Raw genomic sequence first — 16,552 nt, 5'->3', positions numbered from 1 at the left:
ACAAAGCCGTCACTGTCAGTGGCGGCTTTTTTATGGGTGAAACGCTTGCAGGTCTGGCCTGGGGGGCGCTTATTGTTTGGAGTTGGCCATGAGTTTGGGGGTGTAGTTACACTGCACTTGATCTAGCAATTGGTTGACTAGCACCTGCTCATCACGGTTGGTGCTGACACGACCGTTGATAATATTTTCAATATAAACGCTTTTCAGCCGCTCCGGCAGTTGTATCGCCTCGATCAGGCGGCAGTCACCGTGCTTCATGGTTTCCAGGCGGCTGTAAATAGCCGCGGTCTCAGTGGGGCTGGCCTCAAGCGATAATGGATGAGGAGGGGGGTGATGTGCGTCTACAACTTGTGCTGGGAGATGTGTTTCGAACTGCATGTGCCAGTAAAAACCGCCCATGACACCCGTCACCAGCGCGACCATGACTACGCCATAATTGCGGATCGCCAGCCAGTTAATTTGCAACTTGGTTTGCTCGTCGATAAGCGCTTGCGCCGCTTGTTTGGCATGTTGCAGCGCACTGGATTGTTTATGTGCCAATTTTTCCTGGCAGGCACTGAGCGCCATAAAGTAGAGTTGGTTGGCCAGCATGTCAGGCAACCGTGCGCCGGCCAATTGTGCTTGCTGGGTCAGGTAGCGTTGCAGCCGTTCTGGTTGTGGCGGTGCTGACGGACGGGTGGGCTGCGTATCGGCTAGCGGGCTGGAAAGCAAATCGTCGAGGATGTTAAACAACCCAAGCAGTTTGTGTGAGGCTTGCTTGCCGGATTTATCCAGCATGCTGATCAGCCAGTCAGATTGAAGTAACGCCTGCAGCATGCCAATTTAAAACGGCTTCACGACCACCAAAATCACCACGGCAAACAGAAGCAGTACCGGAATTTCATTGAACCAGCGAAACCACATATGACTACGCTTGTTTTGCTGGGCATTAAACTGTTTGAGCAGTTTGCCGCAGTAGTGGTGGTAACCAATCAGCAAAATCACCAGCGTCAGTTTGGCATGCATCCAGCCGCCAGTGACGCCATAGCCCAGCCATAACCACAGGCCTAGCGCCAGCGCCAGCAACATAAGCGGCTGCATAAAGCGATAAAGTTTTTGCGCCATCAGCAGCAAGCGGGCATAGGCGTGGGGTTCGGTTTCCATCGCCAGATTCACGTAAATGCGTGGTAGATAAAACAAGCCGGCAAACCAGCTGGTGACAAAAATAATATGAAATGCTTTAACCCACAACATTTAGCTGGCTTTCTGGTTCAGGAGTTTGCGTAATTCGGCAAAGTTAAGTTCGCCGATGGTTTTCTGGATGCGGTTGCCATTGCCATCAAAAACAAATGTGGTTGGCGTGAGGTTAACATTGCCAAACGCCTTCACCATCTCGCCGTAGCCATCATGCATGACGGCAAACGGCAGCGCTTTCTCCTTGGTGTAGTTGAGCACTTGTGCAGGCGGGTCATAGGGCATGGCTACCGCAATCACTACCAGGTTTTTGTCTTTGTATTGCTGGTAAGTGTGGATGAGGTCAGGCATTTCCTTGATGCAGCCAGGGCAATCTGTCGCCCAGAAGTTGACCAGCACCGTTTTTCCGCGCAGGTCTTGCATATTGATTTTTTGGCCATCCAGTGTGGTAAAAGTGACTTGTGGTGCCTGTGGTTTTTGCATGACGGCAAAGACCAGGCCTGCGATGAGCGCCAATGCAACGATTGCTACGCCCCATGTTCTGAATATTGATTTCAACTTAGCCTCTTAAAAAAACGGATGACTCAAAATCCACGCTAAAAACCATAGGCCGTGTAACGTGTTTGTGCTGTATACGACATGGTATAATTGACTTTTGTTTTTGATAAATTATCAATGAACGCACCTGTCAACGCAGATTTGTTAAAGCGCAATTCTACCCCTCTCGCACGATTACGCGAAATTCCGTACAACTATACCTCCTTCTCTGACCGCGAAATCGTCATCCGGTTTCTCGGCGAAGAAATTTGGGAAATCCTCAATGTGTTGCGCGCTGAGCGCAAAACGGGCCGCAGCGCACGCATGCTGTTTGAGGTGTTGGGCGATTTGTGGGTGGTGTCACGCAACCCTTATCTGCAAGATGACTTACTGGAAAACCCCAAGCGCCGCAAAGCCTTGATTGAGGCACTGTATCACCGTATTTCTGCTATCCAGGAGCGCAGCGGTGGCAATGATAAAGTACAAAAACTGGTCTCTGCTGCCACGAAGGCGGTAGAAAAATTTGCTGATGATTTCAAGCAAACCGCTGACTTGCGTAAAAAGGCTTTAGCCAAACTCACCAAGTACACGCGCAAGGATAATGTACAGTTCGATGGCTTGGCGCGTGTGTCACATGTGACCGACGCGACCGACTGGCGCGTTGAGTATCCGTTTGTGGTGATCAACCCGGATACCGAAGCTGAAATTTCTTACCTGGTCCGTGCTTGTATTGAGCTTGGTTTGACCATTATCCCGCGCGGCGGTGGTACCGGTTATACTGGTGGCGCCGTGCCGTTGACGCCCTTATCTGCCGTCATCAACACCGAAAAACTGGATCAACACACTGGCGTACAAATGCGCACCTTGCCTGGCGTTTCCCGCCAGGTGGCGACGATTGAGTGTGGCGCGGGTGTAGTGACGCGCCGTGCGATGGATGCGGCCACTGCGGCAGGGCTGGAGTTTGCCTGCGACCCGACCTCTGCTGATGCCTGCTGTATCGGTGGTAACGTCGCCATGAACGCTGGGGGTAAAAAAGCGGTGCTGTGGGGCACTGCGCTAGATAACCTGGCCTCTTGGCGCATGGTGACACCAGATGCGACTTGGTTGGAAGTGGAACGCCTGGATCATAACCTCGGCAAGATCCACGATATTGACATGGCGCGCTTTAAAATCAGCCGCTACGACATCGACCATAAAAACCTGCTGTCCGAGCCTGAGATTCTTGAAATTCCAGGCCCTAGCTTCCGTAAGGTCGGCCTGGGTAAAGACGTGACCGACAAGTTCCTGTCTGGTCTGCCCGGGGTGCAGAAAGAAGGTTGCGATGGCCTGATTACCTCTGCGACCTTTATTTTGCACCGCATGCCCAAGCATGTGCGCACCATTGCGCTGGAGTTCTTTGGCAATGTGTCGCACGCGGTGCCCGCCATTGTCGAGATTAAAGACTATCTGGACGCCACAGCTAAAAACGACCCAGCCGTGATTATGGCCGGCCTTGAGCACATGGACGAACGCTATGTGAAAGCGGTGGGTTACGCCACCAAGGCTGCACGCCAGCAACGCCCAAAAATGGTGTTGTTGTGTGATATCGCGTCTGATGACGAAAATGCCGTCGGCGAAGTGGCTTCTGCCGTGGTGCGTATGTGTAATGCCCGCAATGGCGAAGGCTTTATTGCCGTCTCGGCTGAGGCGCGTAAAAAATTCTGGCTGGACCGTTCACGCACGGCCGCGATTGCCCGTCATACCAACGCCTTTAAAATTAACGAAGATGTGGTGATTCCGCTGCCGCGTCTGGGTGAATACTCAGACGGCATTGAGCGTATTAATATTGAGCTGTCTATCAACAATAAACTTCGCCTGGTAGACGAGCTGGAAGCCTTTGTCTCTGGCGATTTGCCTTTGCAACCAGATGAAGATGGCAATGCTGATCCTGAAGGCGTCAAGTCCAAACAGAACATTGCCTTGCAGTTGTTGCGCGATGTGCGCGCCAGATGGCGTCTGATCCTCAATACGCTGGATGAACCCGTGTCTGTACTGGGTGAAATGGGTAAACCATTCGCACAGTATGACAATGTGTTCCGCGCCGTGCAGTCGTATGATTTACGCGTGTCCTGGAAGCGCGAGCTCAAGCGCCCGATGGCTGATATTTTTGCTGGCCGCGAATACCAGAAGATTCTCGACAAGCTGGACGAAATCCAGAAAACCGTGTTGAAGAGCCGCGTGTTTATTGCGCTGCACATGCACGCCGGTGACGGTAACGTGCACACCAATATCCCAGTCAACTCCGATGACTACGGCATGATGCAGGATGCACACGCCGCCGTGGCGCGCGTGATGGATCTGGCGCGCGGCCTCAATGGGGTAATCTCGGGTGAACACGGTATCGGCATTACCAAAATGGAGTTCCTGGACCAGGCGACCATTGATACCTTTGCTGCCTACAAGAACAAGGTTGACCCAGAAGGCCGTTTTAACAAGGGTAAGCTGCTGGCTGGCTCAGGCCTTGAAAATGCCTACACTCCAAGCTTTGGCCTGTTGGAGCAAGAGTCCATCATCATGGAACAGTCAGCCATTGGCGAAATCGCCGATGATATTTCTGACTGCTTGCGCTGCGGCAAATGTAAGCCTGTGTGTTCTACCCACGTGCCACGCGCCAACCTGCTTTACTCGCCCCGTAACAAGATTCTGGGCACCTCATTGCTGATTGAAGCCTTCTTGTACGAAGAGCAGACGCGCCGCGGGATCTCACTCAAACATTTTGATGAGTTTAACGACGTCGCTGACCATTGTACGGTCTGCCACCGTTGCGAAAAACCCTGCCCGGTGAATATCGACTTTGGTGACGTATCGGTCAAGATGCGTAACTTCCTGCGCGAGCAAGGCAAGAAGAAATTCAATCCTGGCACCGCAGCGGGCATGATGTTCCTCAATGTCAAAGACCCGGCGACCATCAAACTGCTGCGTGGCACCATGATACAAATGGGCTACAAAGCCATTAATATCGCCAATAGCCTGGCCAAGAAGTTTGGCCTACTCAAGGATAAAAAAGCACCGCCAGCGACGGTGGGCAGGGCAGAAATCAAGGCACAGGTGATTCACTTCATTAACAGGCCTATGCCGAAGAAAATGCAATCTAAAACTTCGCGTGCCATGATGGGTCTGGAAGATGACACCATGATTCCGGTCATCCGTAACCCGCAAAAGGTGAACGAAGATTCCGAAGCCGTGTTCTACTTCCCAGGGTGTGGTTCCGAGCGCCTGTTCTCTAACGTAGGCCTGGCGACACAAGCCATGCTGTACGAAGTCGGTGCGATTACCGTCTTGCCGCCTGGCTACCTGTGCTGCGGCTATCCGCAAACGGCCGCCGGTAATCATGACAAAGGCCAGGAAATCACGGCGGATAACCGAGTGTTGTTCCACCGCGTGGCTAATACGTTGAATTACCTGGACATCAAGACCGTGATCGTCTCTTGCGGTACGTGTATGGATCAGTTGCAGAAATACGAGTTTGAGAAGATTTTCCCAGGCTGCCGCCTGCTCGATATCCACGAATACCTGATGGAAAAAGACATGCGCCTGCAAGGCGTTACTGGTACGCGCTATATGTACCATGACCCTTGCCATACGCCAATGAAGACTTACAAACCGCTGGAAGTCACCAACAAGCTGATGGGCACCGATGTCGCGCTCAATGACCGTTGCTGCGGTGAGTCCGGTACGTTTGCCGCAGCGCGTCCTGACATTGCCACCCAGGTCAAATTCCGCAAGCAGGAAGAACTGGAAAAAGGCATGGCCAAGATGGGCCTGACCGTGGGTGCGCCTGAGCAGCCGGTGAAAATCCTCACCTCTTGCCCAAGCTGCCTGCAAGGTTTGTCACGGTATGGTGATGACACCGGCATTGAAGCTGACTACATTGTGGTGGAAATGGCCAAACACGTGCTGGGTGAAAACTGGATGGAAAATTACATCGAGAAAGCCAATAACGGCGGCATCGAAAAAGTACTGCTGTAAAGACACAAACCCCGCGCAAGCGGGGTTTGTTCAAGTGGGATATGTATCGTGTCTGCCCGGTCGATTTATGGCTGTCGCGCTTTGACATAGACATAAATCCCCGCCCAGACCATGACCACTAAAATCACAGCAATCACGATAAAACTCATTAAACCATAGTCAGTCGATAACAAATCAATCAAAATTTTCATGGGTTTCCTCCGGTAAGCGAATGATGTTGCACGCAATGAATCTGAAGAGGATTTTGAACCCTAATAGCAACATGGTTTTTGATGTAACGCAAAAGTCATGTGAGCGACACTTGATGGCCGTATCATCGACTTGTCGCTGCTGGCAAAATACGACGCGATTGTTTTGGAATAAAAAATTCAGGAATAAAACGGATGAATGTCTACTCGCTGCTTAAACCTCTGCTGTTTCAACTGGATGCAGAGCAGGCACACGATATCACTTTGCAATCGCTCAAGCGCGCAGAAAAGCTCGGACTGCTTAAACTTGCCGCTTGCCGCTTACCCGCTCAACCGACGCAAGTCATGGGCCTCACCTTTCCCAACCCGGTAGGCCTGGCCGCCGGGCTGGATAAAAACGCTGCCGTGATCGATGGCATGGCAGCACTCGGCTTCGGCTTTATTGAAGTCGGTACCGTCACCCCGCGTCCGCAGCCGGGCAACCCGCAACCGCGTTTGTTTCGCCTGCCTCAGGCACAGGCCATTATTAACCGTTTTGGGTTTAATAACCTCGGTGTTGATCAGCTGATCCAGAATGTGAAAGCAGCTAAATTCAAAGGCATCTTGGGTATCAATATCGGTAAAAATTTTGACACCCCTAACGACCGCGCCGCTGAAGACTACCTGACCTGCATGCGCAAAGTATATAACTATGCCAGTTATATCACGGTGAATATCTCCTCACCCAACACCAAAAACCTGCGTGCGCTGCAAGAAAAAGAAGCGCTGGGACAGCTCCTGGCGACACTCAAAGCCGAGCAAAAAATCCTCTCGCAGCTGCATGGTAAATATGTGCCCGTCGTGCTCAAAATCGCCCCCGATTTAACCACCGAGCAAGTACAAGAAATCGCTGAACTGCTGATGCAGCACCGCATGGACGGCGTGATTGCCACTAACACCACCTTGTCACGCGATACCGTGGCTGGATTGCCGCATGCAGAAGAAGCTGGCGGATTGTCTGGCGCACCGGTGAAAGCAGGTTCTACACGTGTCATTCAAACCCTGGCGGCCAGCTTGCAAGGCAGCCTGCCGATTATCGGGGTGGGCGGTATTCTCAATGGCGACGATGCCAAAGAGAAAATGGCGGCCGGTGCCAGCCTGGTTCAGCTTTATAGCGGACTCATCTATAAAGGGCCGCAGTTGATTAAAGACTGCCGCCAAGCCTTGCTCTAATGGCATTGCCTATCCTTTACTCATACCGCCGCTGCCCCTACGCCATGCGTGCTCGTATGGCGATCTGGGTGGCAAATATTCAGGTAGAAGTGCGCGAGATTTCGTTGCGCGAAAAACCTGCACATTTATTGCAGATTTCCCCCAAAGGTACCGTGCCGGTATTACAACTCCAAGACGGCACCGTGCTGGAGCAAAGCCTGGATATCATGCAGTGGGCACTGGCCCAGAGCGATCCGCAAGGCTGGCTGAATGCAGACCCTGAAGCAGTCAACGCGCTGATTACGATCAACGACGGTGACTTTAAAAAAGCGCTGGACCGCTATAAATACCCTGACCGCTACCCCGAGCATGCGCAGCAGGTTTACCGTGAACAAGGTGAGCAATTTTTACAGAGGCTGGAAGCTGCATTAGAGCAACATGACTATTTGCTTGGGGACAAACATAGCATGGCTGATGTCGCCATTTTCCCGTTTATCCGCCAGTTTGCAGCGGTTGATGCGGAGTGGTTTGCCAGCAGCGCATACCCAAAATTGCGTGTCTGGTTAGAAGGGTGGTTGCAAAGCCCGCTATTTGCAGAAGTGATGCAAAAGTTTCCGACTTATACGCAGTAAATATTTCTGATGAAATAGTATTGCGTTATAGTTTCTATAGAAAGTGATTTCTATGGTCACCACCACACAAAATTCTGATACCCAAGACGATTCATCGGTGGATTACCACAAACCCACATTTGTGGTAATGTGGGTTTGTATTCACATGAGGATTTAAAATGAGTAGGCTCACGATAGACATTACAGATCAGCAACATCAAACCCTGAAAGCAATGGCTGCGCTTCAAGGAAAATCGATCAAACAGTATGCTGTTGAGCGCCTCTTTCCCAATATTGACCCCAACACAGACAAGGAAGAGCAGGCGATGATCGCGCTCCAAGAACTGCTGACTGCACGTGTAGCAGAGGCAAGCCGTGGTGAAGTTTCCACAAGAAGTATTTCTGAGATTGCAGAGGAAGCCATCCAAAATGGTGGCGTGGCGTGAGTCGCGCATACGTTCTCACCAACAGCGCAGAAGCTGACCTTAAAGAAATTATTGCCTACACAAAAGCGCAATTTGGCGTAACGCAATGCCGCAACTACATTGCAGAGATTGAGCGCAATGCTGAGGCTGTTGCTAATGGGCGCGGACATTTTAAAGAAATGCACACACTCCTCCCTAATTTGCGCGTAGCGCTATCTGGCAAACACTTCATATTTTGCTTGCCACAACACAATTCGCCCGCCATTATTTTGGCAATATTGCATGAACGAATGGATGTTTTGCAGAGGCTGAAAAATCGGCTTGTTTAATCAAGTTGGGATTGACAAAAAGCTGGAATGATTTAATGGGGCGAGCAAGTGCTCTCGTCAATTATCTTTTCAAAATATCAAACATCGCTTGAATCTTTCATGCAAGATGATATGTGGAATGGTTTTGGTAGCTATGGTGATTTGGAAGTCAATAGATACTGCCCATCAATTTCTATATTCTGATAATTATATGGCAGCGTTTTTAGAGGCAAGGAAAGTTAAATACAGCACCACGGAGTTAGATTGTCGTTATCTAAATATTAATCTGCCACTTTCTGCATCAAGTACAACTAATAGTGGTCGATTTGGTGCTGAGCTTAAAAATATTGGAATAGTAAGTTACCCATTCGGAATAACAGCCGCTGAGTTAGTCTCTAGCGGCATACTTAAGCCTGCTCTTTATGTTGAATTACCACAATCTTATTTTGAGTTATGGCAAAACTTTCCAGAGCTTCCAGAGATAAGTTCTGACAATTTTGATAATGAAGTCGGTATGTATCATTTGGAAATTGTCCCGCAAACATTCAAAGAACTATCTGATGTTATTCATCCATACGATGGGGGACTTAAACAAAGCTTTGTAGAAAACCATCATGCTGAAGTTCCAAGTGATTTTGTAAAGCACATTCATAATAATGGCCGTAATTTCATAGCGGCAGAGGCTTATCTCCCTTATTGGCATACTTATTTATTAGCGGATAGTTTCTATTTGTATCGACATACAGCCTCACTTTTCTCATCTAAGGAAGCAAGAAATAAAATATTGGAGAATTTAAGGAAAAAAGCTGTAAGGTTTTGTGAGCGTTATGAAAAGGCATTTGAGCGCCTTTCTTGGTATAAAACTGTTGTATCAGGCTGGCATTTCAGCACAATAAACTTTACACATGGTGAAATTTTTAGCCTTGTACAAAGGTTCTCTGGAGTGAATGTCGAGTTGTTAGAGCGAGATTTGAAGTGCTTACTTGAATTAGATGCAGAATGGGCGAACCAAATTAGCAAGGATGGTTGCGTAGTTCTGCAAAAGGCGCGTAATAATCTGACCAAAGATATTTATCTTATTTACGAACAACTGCGCTTGTTTGACAGGCCAGCGAAATCTATATTTGAAAACCCTGAATATAATGTTGGAAGCCCTAGCTTAACGCCATTGCATGAGTTGCTTAATGTTGAATACTACAGCTTCAAGCAATCATTTGTTTCTTACGGTAACTTTTATTGTGCTGAAATTAAATGCTGGGGCTATGATTGTTCCGAAGATATTTATGACAAGCTGTATCAAGTAAAGGGTTTTGATGCCTGGATTAGATCTTTTCACGATTTGCATCAATCACTTAATAACACAGATACGCAATCGGCTACTTTCAAGCAAAACCGGATTGTTGATATGCTGATTGTCATGTCTGTGAGGACGGAAGTTGTGCTGCGTGAAATGTTTAGGCCCAAATTGCAAGGTCAAAGTGATGAGCCGATTGTCGATTTTTTAAAGAAGCTAAAACCAGAGTTAGATTGCTTTGAAAAAACGGTTTTGGAAACATGCTGTAGTGAAATTAAGACAAGAACAAAATTAAATAATAGACCAGATCAGTTATTTAAAGAAATTGATAACTTGGCCCCCAGAAATTGGTCAAAACAAAAGCTTTTCTTTTTGCGAGCGATATTGAAATTTATTACAGCACGAAACTACTTTGCGCATCATGCTTACAAGGATGCTGATCTTAATATTCAAACAAGTCAACTTGCTGCCGAGATTCTGAATAGTCTTCTAGCGACATTGTTGTTTTTTGAAAAGTCGAGATTATAAATAATTTTTTGTGAACGGTTATTTTGCTGAAACTGCGAACGCAAATCTATGGGATAGGTTTCGATAGATTTTCAATGCCGATTAGTCGCTCTTGTTATCCATTTATCGTTAGAGGCCGGGGTGAGGGTTTATCTACGCTTTAACTTTGGTTGAGATTGTCATTCATCTTTAGCTGTATTCTGCTCAAACTTTTCATACGCATTAATAATCTTCTGTACCAGTGGATGCCGTACCACGTCTTGAGACATAAACTGGGTAAAGGCAATACCTTTCACTTCTTTGAGAATCTTTTGCGCTTCGACTAAGCCACTCTTCTGGTGACGTTGTAGGTCAATCTGTGTGACGTCGCCGGTAATCACGGCTTTGGTGCCAAAGCCGATGCGTGTTAAGAACATTTTCATTTGCTCGGGCGTGGTGTTTTGTGCTTCGTCCAGAATAATAAAACTCTGGTTGAGCGTGCGGCCACGCATATAGGCGAGCGGGGCGACTTCGATGGCGCCACGTTCAAACATTTTATTGACGGTGTCGTAACCGGCTAAGTCGTACAAGGCGTCATACAAGGGGCGCAGGTAAGGGTCAACCTTTTGATTTAAATCGCCTGGCAAGAAGCCTAGGCGTTCACCTGCTTCAACCGCCGGGCGAACCAATACGATGCGTTTGACGCGGTCACGTGTCATGGCATCCACTGCACTGGCAACCGCCAGGTAGGTTTTACCGGTACCCGCCGGGCCGATGCCAAAGGTGATGTCGTGGTCTTGTATCTGTTGTAAATAACTGACCTGGCGCGGGGTACGGCCGTGCAAGTCACCGCGACGCGTCATTAGCGTAGGCATGGCGCTGCTGCTAACTTCTTCTGGTTTGAGCTTGTCGATTTCTACCAGGCCGAGTTGAATGTCTTCGAGATCAATCGGTTTTTTTGAGCGCGCATAGAAGTTTTCCAGCATTTGTGCACCCAGACGCATATTGGTCTGGCTGCCGCTCAAGTAAAACGTGCTGCCACGGCGGTTGATGTCGATATCGAGGCCATTGGCCAGTTGACGGATATTTTCATCAAGCGGGCCACACAGGTTGGCCAGCATCAGGTTGTCTTCGGGGCTGAGGGTAATTTCCATGCTTAATTCACAATTTCGCCGACCAGGCGTTTGGGGTTGTAGACGTCGGTAATTTTGACTTGCACCATCTGGTGGATATAACTTGCGTCGGCAACGATATCCACCACGCGGCCGTTATCGGTTTTGCCCGCTAGCAAGTTAGGATCTTTCCAGGAGGGACCATCAATCAGCACGCGTTGTACGGTCCCAAGCATAGCGCGGCTGATCGCATCGCCGTTGGCTTCGTTTTCGGTTTGCAATTGCTTGAGCCAGGCAGCTTTGTCTGCTTGCGGGGTTTCATCCGGTAAGTAACTAGCTGGCGTGCCGGGGCGTGGGCTATATAAAAAGCTAAAGCTGTAATCAAAACCTACATCGCGCATGAGTTTGAGCGTAGCCTGAAAGTCTTTTTCTGTTTCACCCGGAAAGCCGACAATGATGTCACTGGTGATGGTCAGGGCTGGATTGGCGGCTTTCAGTTTGCGGATCAGGCCTTTGTATTGCAGCGCGGTGTAGTTGCGTTTCATCGCCATCAAAATGCGGTCGCTGCCTGCCTGCACCGGTAAGTGCAATTGATTCGCCAGTTTAGGGATATTGGCGTGGCAGGCAATCAGACGCTCGCTCATTTCATTCGGGTGACTGGTGGTGTAGCGGATACGCTCAATTTGCGGCAGTTCTGCAATCGTCTCAATCAAGAACGCCAGGTCGGCTTCTATGCCCTGATAGGGCACGCGGTAAGCATTCACGTTTTGGCCGAGTAGCGTAATTTCTTTCACACCTTGCTCGGCTAACTGGATCGCCTCGGTAATAATGTCTTCAAACGGGCGCGAGAACTCTTCGCCGCGGGTGTAGGGTACCACGCAGAAGCTGCAATACTTGCTGCAGCCTTCCATAATGCTTAAGAAGGCGGTGGCCCCTTCGACGCGAGGGGGCGGCAAATGGTCAAACTTTTCAATCTCGGGGAAGGCAATGTCTACCTGTGGCTTGTCTGCCGCTTGTTTGGCTTTGATCAGCTCGGGTAGGCGGTGCAGGGTTTGCGGACCGAACACCACATCGACATAAGGGGCTCGCGCGATGATGGCTTCGCCTTCCTGGCTGGCCACACAACCGCCGACACCAATCACCAGGTTGGGATTTTTTTCTTTAAGCGGAATCATGCGGCCTAGGTGGCTGAATACTTTTTCTTCGGCTTTTTCACGGACTGAACAGGTGTTGAGCAAGATCACGTCTGCTTCTTCCATGTTCTCGGTTTGCGTCATGCCTTCATGCTCGCGCATCAGGTCTATCATGCGTGACGCGTCGTATTCGTTCATTTGGCAACCAAACGATTTAATGAATATCTTTTTTCCGCTTTCGTGCTTCATTGAACGCTAAATTTCTCACAAAAACAGTATTTTAGCGTATTTGCAGGGGAAACCCCAGCTAACACTGGGGACTACGGTAAAATACGATTTTCTTGTTGAAGTCTCCTCTGCATGCAAGCTTTACCGATTTTTTTCAATATTGCACAACGGCCTTGTATCGTCATCGGCGGTGGCGATGTCGCGACGCGCAAGGTGATCATGCTACGCAAGGCGCAAGGGCAGGTCACCGTGATCTCGCCCGAATTGTGCGATGAGTTACGCGAGATGCATGCGCAGGGCGAGATTGACTATGTGCCCGCCGAGTTTCATGCCGAACAGCTGACCAGTGCTTGCTTGGTGATTGCGGCCACGGATGATGAAGCCGTCAATGAAGCGGTGTCAGTGGCGGCCAAACGACTGAATATCCCGGTGAACGTCGTCGATGCACCTGCGTTATGTACGTTTACCATGGGCTCGGTGATCGACCGTAGCCCGGTGGTGATTGCGATTTCGAGTGAAGGCAATGCGCCGGTGTTGGCGCGGCATATCCGCAGCAAAATCGAAACCATGCTGCCCGCGGCTTATGGCCGCATTGCCGCCATTGCGGGTGAGTTCCGCGATCAGGTGAAAGCCAAATTTTCCAATCTGCCCGCCCGGCGCCGATTCTGGGAGGATGTGTTGAATGGTCCGCTGGTGGAGCGCGTGTTGTCTGGACAGGAGCAGGCGGCGCGCGAATTGTTGGCGGAGTTGCTCAGTCAGCAACAGGATGCCCCGACGCGCGGCGAGGTGTACCTGGTGGGCGGCGGTCCCGGCGACCCGGATTTACTCACCTTTAGAGCCTTGCGGCTTATGCAGCAATGCGATGTGTGCGTGTATGATAAGCTGGTAAGCAAAGAGGTGATGGAGTTGGTGCGGCGGGATGCGGAGCTGGTGTATGTCGGCAAGTCACGTGACCAGCACACTTTGCCGCAAGAAGAGATTAATGCCTTACTGGCCAAGCTGGCGCTGGAAGGCAAGCGGGTGTTGCGCTTAAAAGGTGGCGACCCGTTTATTTTTGGCCGGGGTGGCGAAGAGATTGAGACGCTGATGCAGCATTGTGTGCCGTTCCAGGTGGTGCCAGGCATCACGGCGGCGAATGGCGTTTCGAGTTATGCGGGGATTCCGCTCACGCACCGGGACTATGCCCAGGCCTGTTTGTTTATTACCGGCCATCTTAAAGAGGGCACCATAGACCTGGATTGGCAAGCCATGGCGCGGCCAAAGCAAACTGTGGTGATTTATATGGGGCTGGTTGGCCTGGAGCAGATTTGCAGCAAGCTCATTGCACAAGGTGTGTCGCCAGAGATGCCGGCGGCAGTGATCCAGCAGGGCACGACGCAGAAGCAGCGGGTGGTGGAATCTACGTTGCAGCATCTGGCGGCCGATGTGGCCGCCGCCGGGTTGAAGCCGCCTAGCCTGACCATTATTGGCGAAGTGGTCAAGCTGCGCTCGCGTTTGAACTGGTTTACGCCGCCAGAGGAAATGAATTAAGTATTTGGCAAAATGGGCAGAGAGAGCCTGGCTTCCAAGCCACCTTCAGGACGGTTAAGCAGCGTCAGTTGACCGCTATGCAGGGCCGCAATCCGGTTACAAATCGCCAGGCCCAGGCCGCTACCACCTTCGTATTTATTGCGGGCACTATCCATGCGTTCAAATGGGCGCAGCAAGCGGTCCGCATGTTCGGGCGGGATGCCAGGGCCATTATCCAGCACACTGATGACGATCTTGTCGGCCATCACCTGACTACGTACCTCTACCTTGCCTTTACCGTAGTTGTAAGCGTTGCCAACCAGGTTGTCGAGCAGGCGTTGCATGGCCAGCGGGCGGATCGGGATAAAGTATTTGGGTCCCAGTGAGATTTTCAGCTCACGTCCGGCGCGGCGTTGGCGTTCTGCCAGGGCATTGAGTAAGTCGTTAATGTCCATCATGCGTGTCGGTTCGCCTTCCACCCCGCGCACAAAGTCCAGAAACTGGTGGATGATATTGTCCATATCGGAAATATCTTCAATCATGCCCTGTTTCATGTAGTCGGCCTCTTGCGGCAGCATTTCTACCGCCAGCCGCAAGCGCGCCAGCGGCGTACGGATGTCGTGTGATACGCCTGCCAGCAGCAATGTACGTTCTGCATCCAGGCGTGCCAGCGATTCCGCCATCTCGTTAAAGGTTTGCGTCACTTCGCGCAGCTCTTCCACGCTATCCACCGGCAGCTTGGGCGCCGGCTCGCCATTACGCAGCCGTTCTGCGGCATGCACCAGCATGGTCAGCGGCCGGTTGATGCGGGCCGTCAGTAAATAGCCACCCACCAGTGAAAGCAAGCCGACCACGGCCGCCCAACCTAGCCAGTGCCAGGGAAAGGGGCGGTCTACCTGGATTTTGGGAATGACCACCCAAAAGTCATCCTGGCCGACATTAAAGCTGATCCACAAGCCTGGGATATCGTAATGGTTGACGGTGATAATGGTTTCTTCACCCAGCCGTTCGCGGATTTTGAGCGCCACCAGGTTAATGAAAGGGTCGGCTGGTAAGGGCTCGATATCTTCCAGAAAATCCGCCGCATAAACGCGTACGCCTTCACGGCCTGATAATTCAGATAACAAGGCCAGGCGGCGGTTTTCATGCGAGGCGATCAGTGAGGCACGGGTGTAGTTGACGATGGTGACGGCCTGCAGTGCAGCGGCGGTCGCCCGGGGTTCGCGGTCAAAATAATCAAAAATCTTGAGCGATGCATAGATGCTGACCGCCAGTAAAATGGCGATCAGCAACATGATGCGGGACAGCAGTCGGCGGGGCAGTAAGCGCACGGGGATTAGAGCATGGCCTGATTATTGCGGTGCTTCACCATCTGGAATAAATACATAGCCAAAGCCCCACATGGTTTGCAGGTAGCGTGGATGCGCTGGGTCCGGTTCGATAATGCGGCGCAGGCGGGAAACCTGCACGTCTATGCTGCGATCAAATACATCCAGCTCACGGCCGCGGGCCAGTTGCATCAGGCGGTCACGTGACAGCGGTTGGCGCGGGTGCTCGGTGAATACTTTGAGCAAGGTGAATTCACCACTGGTAATGGTGATGGGCACTCCGTTTTTACTCAAACTGCGGGTACTGGTATCAAACACAAACTCACCAAATTGGAACGCGGCAGATTTTTCTTCAGCGGTCTGTTTAGGCGAAATCTCGTGACGGCGCAGTACCGCATTGATTCTGGCCAGCAGTTCACGTGGGTTGAAGGGTTTAGGCAAGTAGTCATCGGCCCCCATTTCCAGGCCGACAATACGGTCCACTTCATCACCACGTGCCGTCAGCATAATGATGGGGGTCATGTGGTTGGCACCGCGCAGTCGGCGGCAAATGGCCAGGCCATCCTCGCCCGGTAGCATCAGGTCCAGAATCAGCAGGTCAAAATGTTCATTGGCCAGGGTTTTGTCCATTTCCTTGCCATCCGACACGGACTTGATGTTAAAACCTTGTTCAGTCAGGTAGCGCTGTAAAAGTTCGCGCATACGTAAATCATCATCGACCATCAAGATTTTTTTTAACTGTTCTGACATACGGACCTTTGTTATTTGAAGCAAGTATTTGCTTAACGCATTTTGTTGCGATCAGGATGACCGCAGGAAGATAAAACGGCAAGGCCAAAAACTTATCCGCCATAATTATACTCCAAGCCATTGTAGGCATGAAGTGCACCAGTTACAACTTGGTTACAAATAGCGTGAGCAATGAAATATTGCAGTTACAATCGTGTTGCATGATGACCGTCTGCTGTTGGCACGAGGCAGGTAAAAACGCTATTTTTTGTTAAATAAGTTGCTGCTAAAG

General features: G+C 50.5%; 15 protein-coding genes. 7 read left to right on the top strand and 8 right to left on the bottom strand.

Translation table 11 applies throughout. The annotated features are described in order from the left end of the window. Nucleotides 1–69 precede the first annotated feature (69 nt). From ACIDF8_RS10815 to ACIDF8_RS10805, 3 genes are read right to left on the bottom strand one after another with little or no spacing between them, the layout of a single operon-like run. On the bottom strand, nucleotides 70–816 hold the full coding sequence (locus ACIDF8_RS10815) for a hypothetical protein (RefSeq protein ID WP_412010625.1): 747 nt from the start codon (nucleotides 814–816) through the stop codon (nucleotides 70–72). A gap of 6 nt (nucleotides 817–822) precedes the next feature. Then, nucleotides 823–1,233 (bottom strand): CopD family protein, encoded by a 411-nt coding sequence (locus ACIDF8_RS10810; protein WP_412010624.1) that lies wholly within the window; start codon nucleotides 1,231–1,233, stop codon nucleotides 823–825. Then, complete coding sequence (locus ACIDF8_RS10805) at nucleotides 1,234–1,731, bottom strand: TlpA disulfide reductase family protein (protein WP_412010623.1); 498 nt, start codon at nucleotides 1,729–1,731, stop codon at nucleotides 1,234–1,236. 117 nt (nucleotides 1,732–1,848) lie between these two features. On the opposite strand from ACIDF8_RS10805, the gene ACIDF8_RS10800 reads away from it, so the two are divergent. Then, a complete protein-coding gene (locus ACIDF8_RS10800; protein ID WP_412010622.1) occupies nucleotides 1,849–5,718 on the top strand; it encodes a DUF3683 domain-containing protein in 3,870 nt (1,289 codons plus the stop codon). Between the two features lie 65 nt (nucleotides 5,719–5,783). Here ACIDF8_RS10800 and ACIDF8_RS10795 read toward each other — a convergent pair whose 3' ends face one another. Beyond that, a complete protein-coding gene (locus ACIDF8_RS10795) occupies nucleotides 5,784–5,909 on the bottom strand; it encodes a DUF3149 domain-containing protein (protein WP_412010621.1) in 126 nt (41 codons plus the stop codon). A 192-nt stretch (nucleotides 5,910–6,101) separates the two neighbouring features. Here ACIDF8_RS10795 and ACIDF8_RS10790 point away from each other — a divergent pair, with 192 nt between their 5' ends. The 5 genes from ACIDF8_RS10790 (at nucleotide 6,102) to ACIDF8_RS10770 (ending at nucleotide 10,263) form a co-directional block, all read left to right on the top strand. Next, nucleotides 6,102–7,118, top strand: coding sequence for a quinone-dependent dihydroorotate dehydrogenase (locus ACIDF8_RS10790; protein WP_412010620.1), 1,017 nt, complete (start codon nucleotides 6,102–6,104; stop codon nucleotides 7,116–7,118). After that, nucleotides 7,118–7,729, top strand: coding sequence for a glutathione S-transferase (locus ACIDF8_RS10785; RefSeq protein WP_412010619.1), 612 nt, complete (start codon nucleotides 7,118–7,120; stop codon nucleotides 7,727–7,729). Before ACIDF8_RS10790 ends, ACIDF8_RS10785 begins: the two co-directional genes overlap by 1 nt. Nucleotides 7,730–7,887: 158 nt before the next feature. Next, nucleotides 7,888–8,154, top strand: coding sequence for an antitoxin (locus ACIDF8_RS10780; protein WP_412010618.1), 267 nt, complete (start codon nucleotides 7,888–7,890; stop codon nucleotides 8,152–8,154). After that, on the top strand, nucleotides 8,151–8,462 hold the full coding sequence (locus ACIDF8_RS10775; RefSeq protein ID WP_412010617.1) for a type II toxin-antitoxin system RelE/ParE family toxin: 312 nt from the start codon (nucleotides 8,151–8,153) through the stop codon (nucleotides 8,460–8,462). The genes ACIDF8_RS10780 and ACIDF8_RS10775 overlap by 4 nt, the downstream gene beginning before the upstream one ends. 118 nt (nucleotides 8,463–8,580) lie before the next feature. Beyond that, nucleotides 8,581–10,263: a hypothetical protein gene (locus ACIDF8_RS10770; protein ID WP_412010616.1), complete on the top strand. Its 1,683-nt coding sequence runs from the start codon at nucleotides 8,581–8,583 to the stop codon at nucleotides 10,261–10,263. 158 nt (nucleotides 10,264–10,421) lie between these two features. On the opposite strand, the gene ACIDF8_RS10765 is transcribed toward ACIDF8_RS10770, so the two are convergent. Further along, nucleotides 10,422–11,375: a PhoH family protein gene (locus tag ACIDF8_RS10765; protein ID WP_412010615.1), complete on the bottom strand. Its 954-nt coding sequence runs from the start codon at nucleotides 11,373–11,375 to the stop codon at nucleotides 10,422–10,424. A gap of 2 nt (nucleotides 11,376–11,377) precedes the next feature. Further along, on the bottom strand, nucleotides 11,378–12,715 hold the full coding sequence (miaB, locus tag ACIDF8_RS10760) for a tRNA (N6-isopentenyl adenosine(37)-C2)-methylthiotransferase MiaB (RefSeq protein WP_412010614.1): 1,338 nt from the start codon (nucleotides 12,713–12,715) through the stop codon (nucleotides 11,378–11,380). A 111-nt stretch (nucleotides 12,716–12,826) separates the two neighbouring features. On the opposite strand from miaB, the gene cysG reads away from it, so the two are divergent. Next, nucleotides 12,827–14,224 (top strand): siroheme synthase CysG, encoded by a 1,398-nt coding sequence (cysG, locus tag ACIDF8_RS10755; RefSeq protein ID WP_412010613.1) that lies wholly within the window; start codon nucleotides 12,827–12,829, stop codon nucleotides 14,222–14,224. Here the strand turns inward: cysG and ACIDF8_RS10750 are convergent. Together ACIDF8_RS10750 and ompR are read right to left on the bottom strand one after the other, a co-directional pair. Beyond that, complete coding sequence (locus tag ACIDF8_RS10750) at nucleotides 14,221–15,534, bottom strand: sensor histidine kinase (protein ID WP_412010612.1); 1,314 nt, start codon at nucleotides 15,532–15,534, stop codon at nucleotides 14,221–14,223. The two genes, cysG and ACIDF8_RS10750, sit on opposite strands and share 4 nt — an antisense overlap. A gap of 21 nt (nucleotides 15,535–15,555) precedes the next feature. Next, complete coding sequence (gene ompR / locus ACIDF8_RS10745) at nucleotides 15,556–16,281, bottom strand: two-component system response regulator OmpR (protein ID WP_412010611.1); 726 nt, start codon at nucleotides 16,279–16,281, stop codon at nucleotides 15,556–15,558. Nucleotides 16,282–16,552: the final 271 nt, after the last annotated feature.

This window comes from Methylophilus sp. 3sh_L, assembly GCF_046766015.1.
In the GTDB taxonomy this organism is placed as follows: domain Bacteria; phylum Pseudomonadota; class Gammaproteobacteria; order Burkholderiales; family Methylophilaceae; genus Methylophilus.
This window is presented reverse-complemented; position numbering and strand designations above follow the sequence as displayed.

What these genes read in the sequence shown, in the direction of transcription:
- ACIDF8_RS10815 (WP_412010625.1), bottom strand. Translation starts at nt 816, where the DNA reads ATGCTGCAGGCGTTACTTCAATCTGACTGGCTGATCAGCATGCTGGAT.
- ACIDF8_RS10810 (WP_412010624.1), bottom strand. Translation starts at nt 1,233, where the DNA reads ATGTTGTGGGTTAAAGCATTTCATATTATTTTTGTCACCAGCTGGTTT.
- ACIDF8_RS10800 (WP_412010622.1), top strand. Translation starts at nt 1,849, where the DNA reads ATGAACGCACCTGTCAACGCAGATTTGTTAAAGCGCAATTCTACCCCT.
- ACIDF8_RS10795 (WP_412010621.1), bottom strand. Translation starts at nt 5,909, where the DNA reads ATGAAAATTTTGATTGATTTGTTATCGACTGACTATGGTTTAATGAGT.
- ACIDF8_RS10790 (WP_412010620.1), top strand. Translation starts at nt 6,102, where the DNA reads ATGAATGTCTACTCGCTGCTTAAACCTCTGCTGTTTCAACTGGATGCA.
- ACIDF8_RS10785 (WP_412010619.1), top strand. Translation starts at nt 7,118, where the DNA reads ATGGCATTGCCTATCCTTTACTCATACCGCCGCTGCCCCTACGCCATG.
- ACIDF8_RS10780 (WP_412010618.1), top strand. Translation starts at nt 7,888, where the DNA reads ATGAGTAGGCTCACGATAGACATTACAGATCAGCAACATCAAACCCTG.
- ACIDF8_RS10770 (WP_412010616.1), top strand. Translation starts at nt 8,581, where the DNA reads ATGGTTTTGGTAGCTATGGTGATTTGGAAGTCAATAGATACTGCCCAT.
- ACIDF8_RS10765 (WP_412010615.1), bottom strand. Translation starts at nt 11,375, where the DNA reads ATGGAAATTACCCTCAGCCCCGAAGACAACCTGATGCTGGCCAACCTG.
- miaB (WP_412010614.1), bottom strand. Translation starts at nt 12,715, where the DNA reads ATGAAGCACGAAAGCGGAAAAAAGATATTCATTAAATCGTTTGGTTGC.
- cysG (WP_412010613.1), top strand. Translation starts at nt 12,827, where the DNA reads ATGCAAGCTTTACCGATTTTTTTCAATATTGCACAACGGCCTTGTATC.
- ompR (WP_412010611.1), bottom strand. Translation starts at nt 16,281, where the DNA reads ATGTCAGAACAGTTAAAAAAAATCTTGATGGTCGATGATGATTTACGT.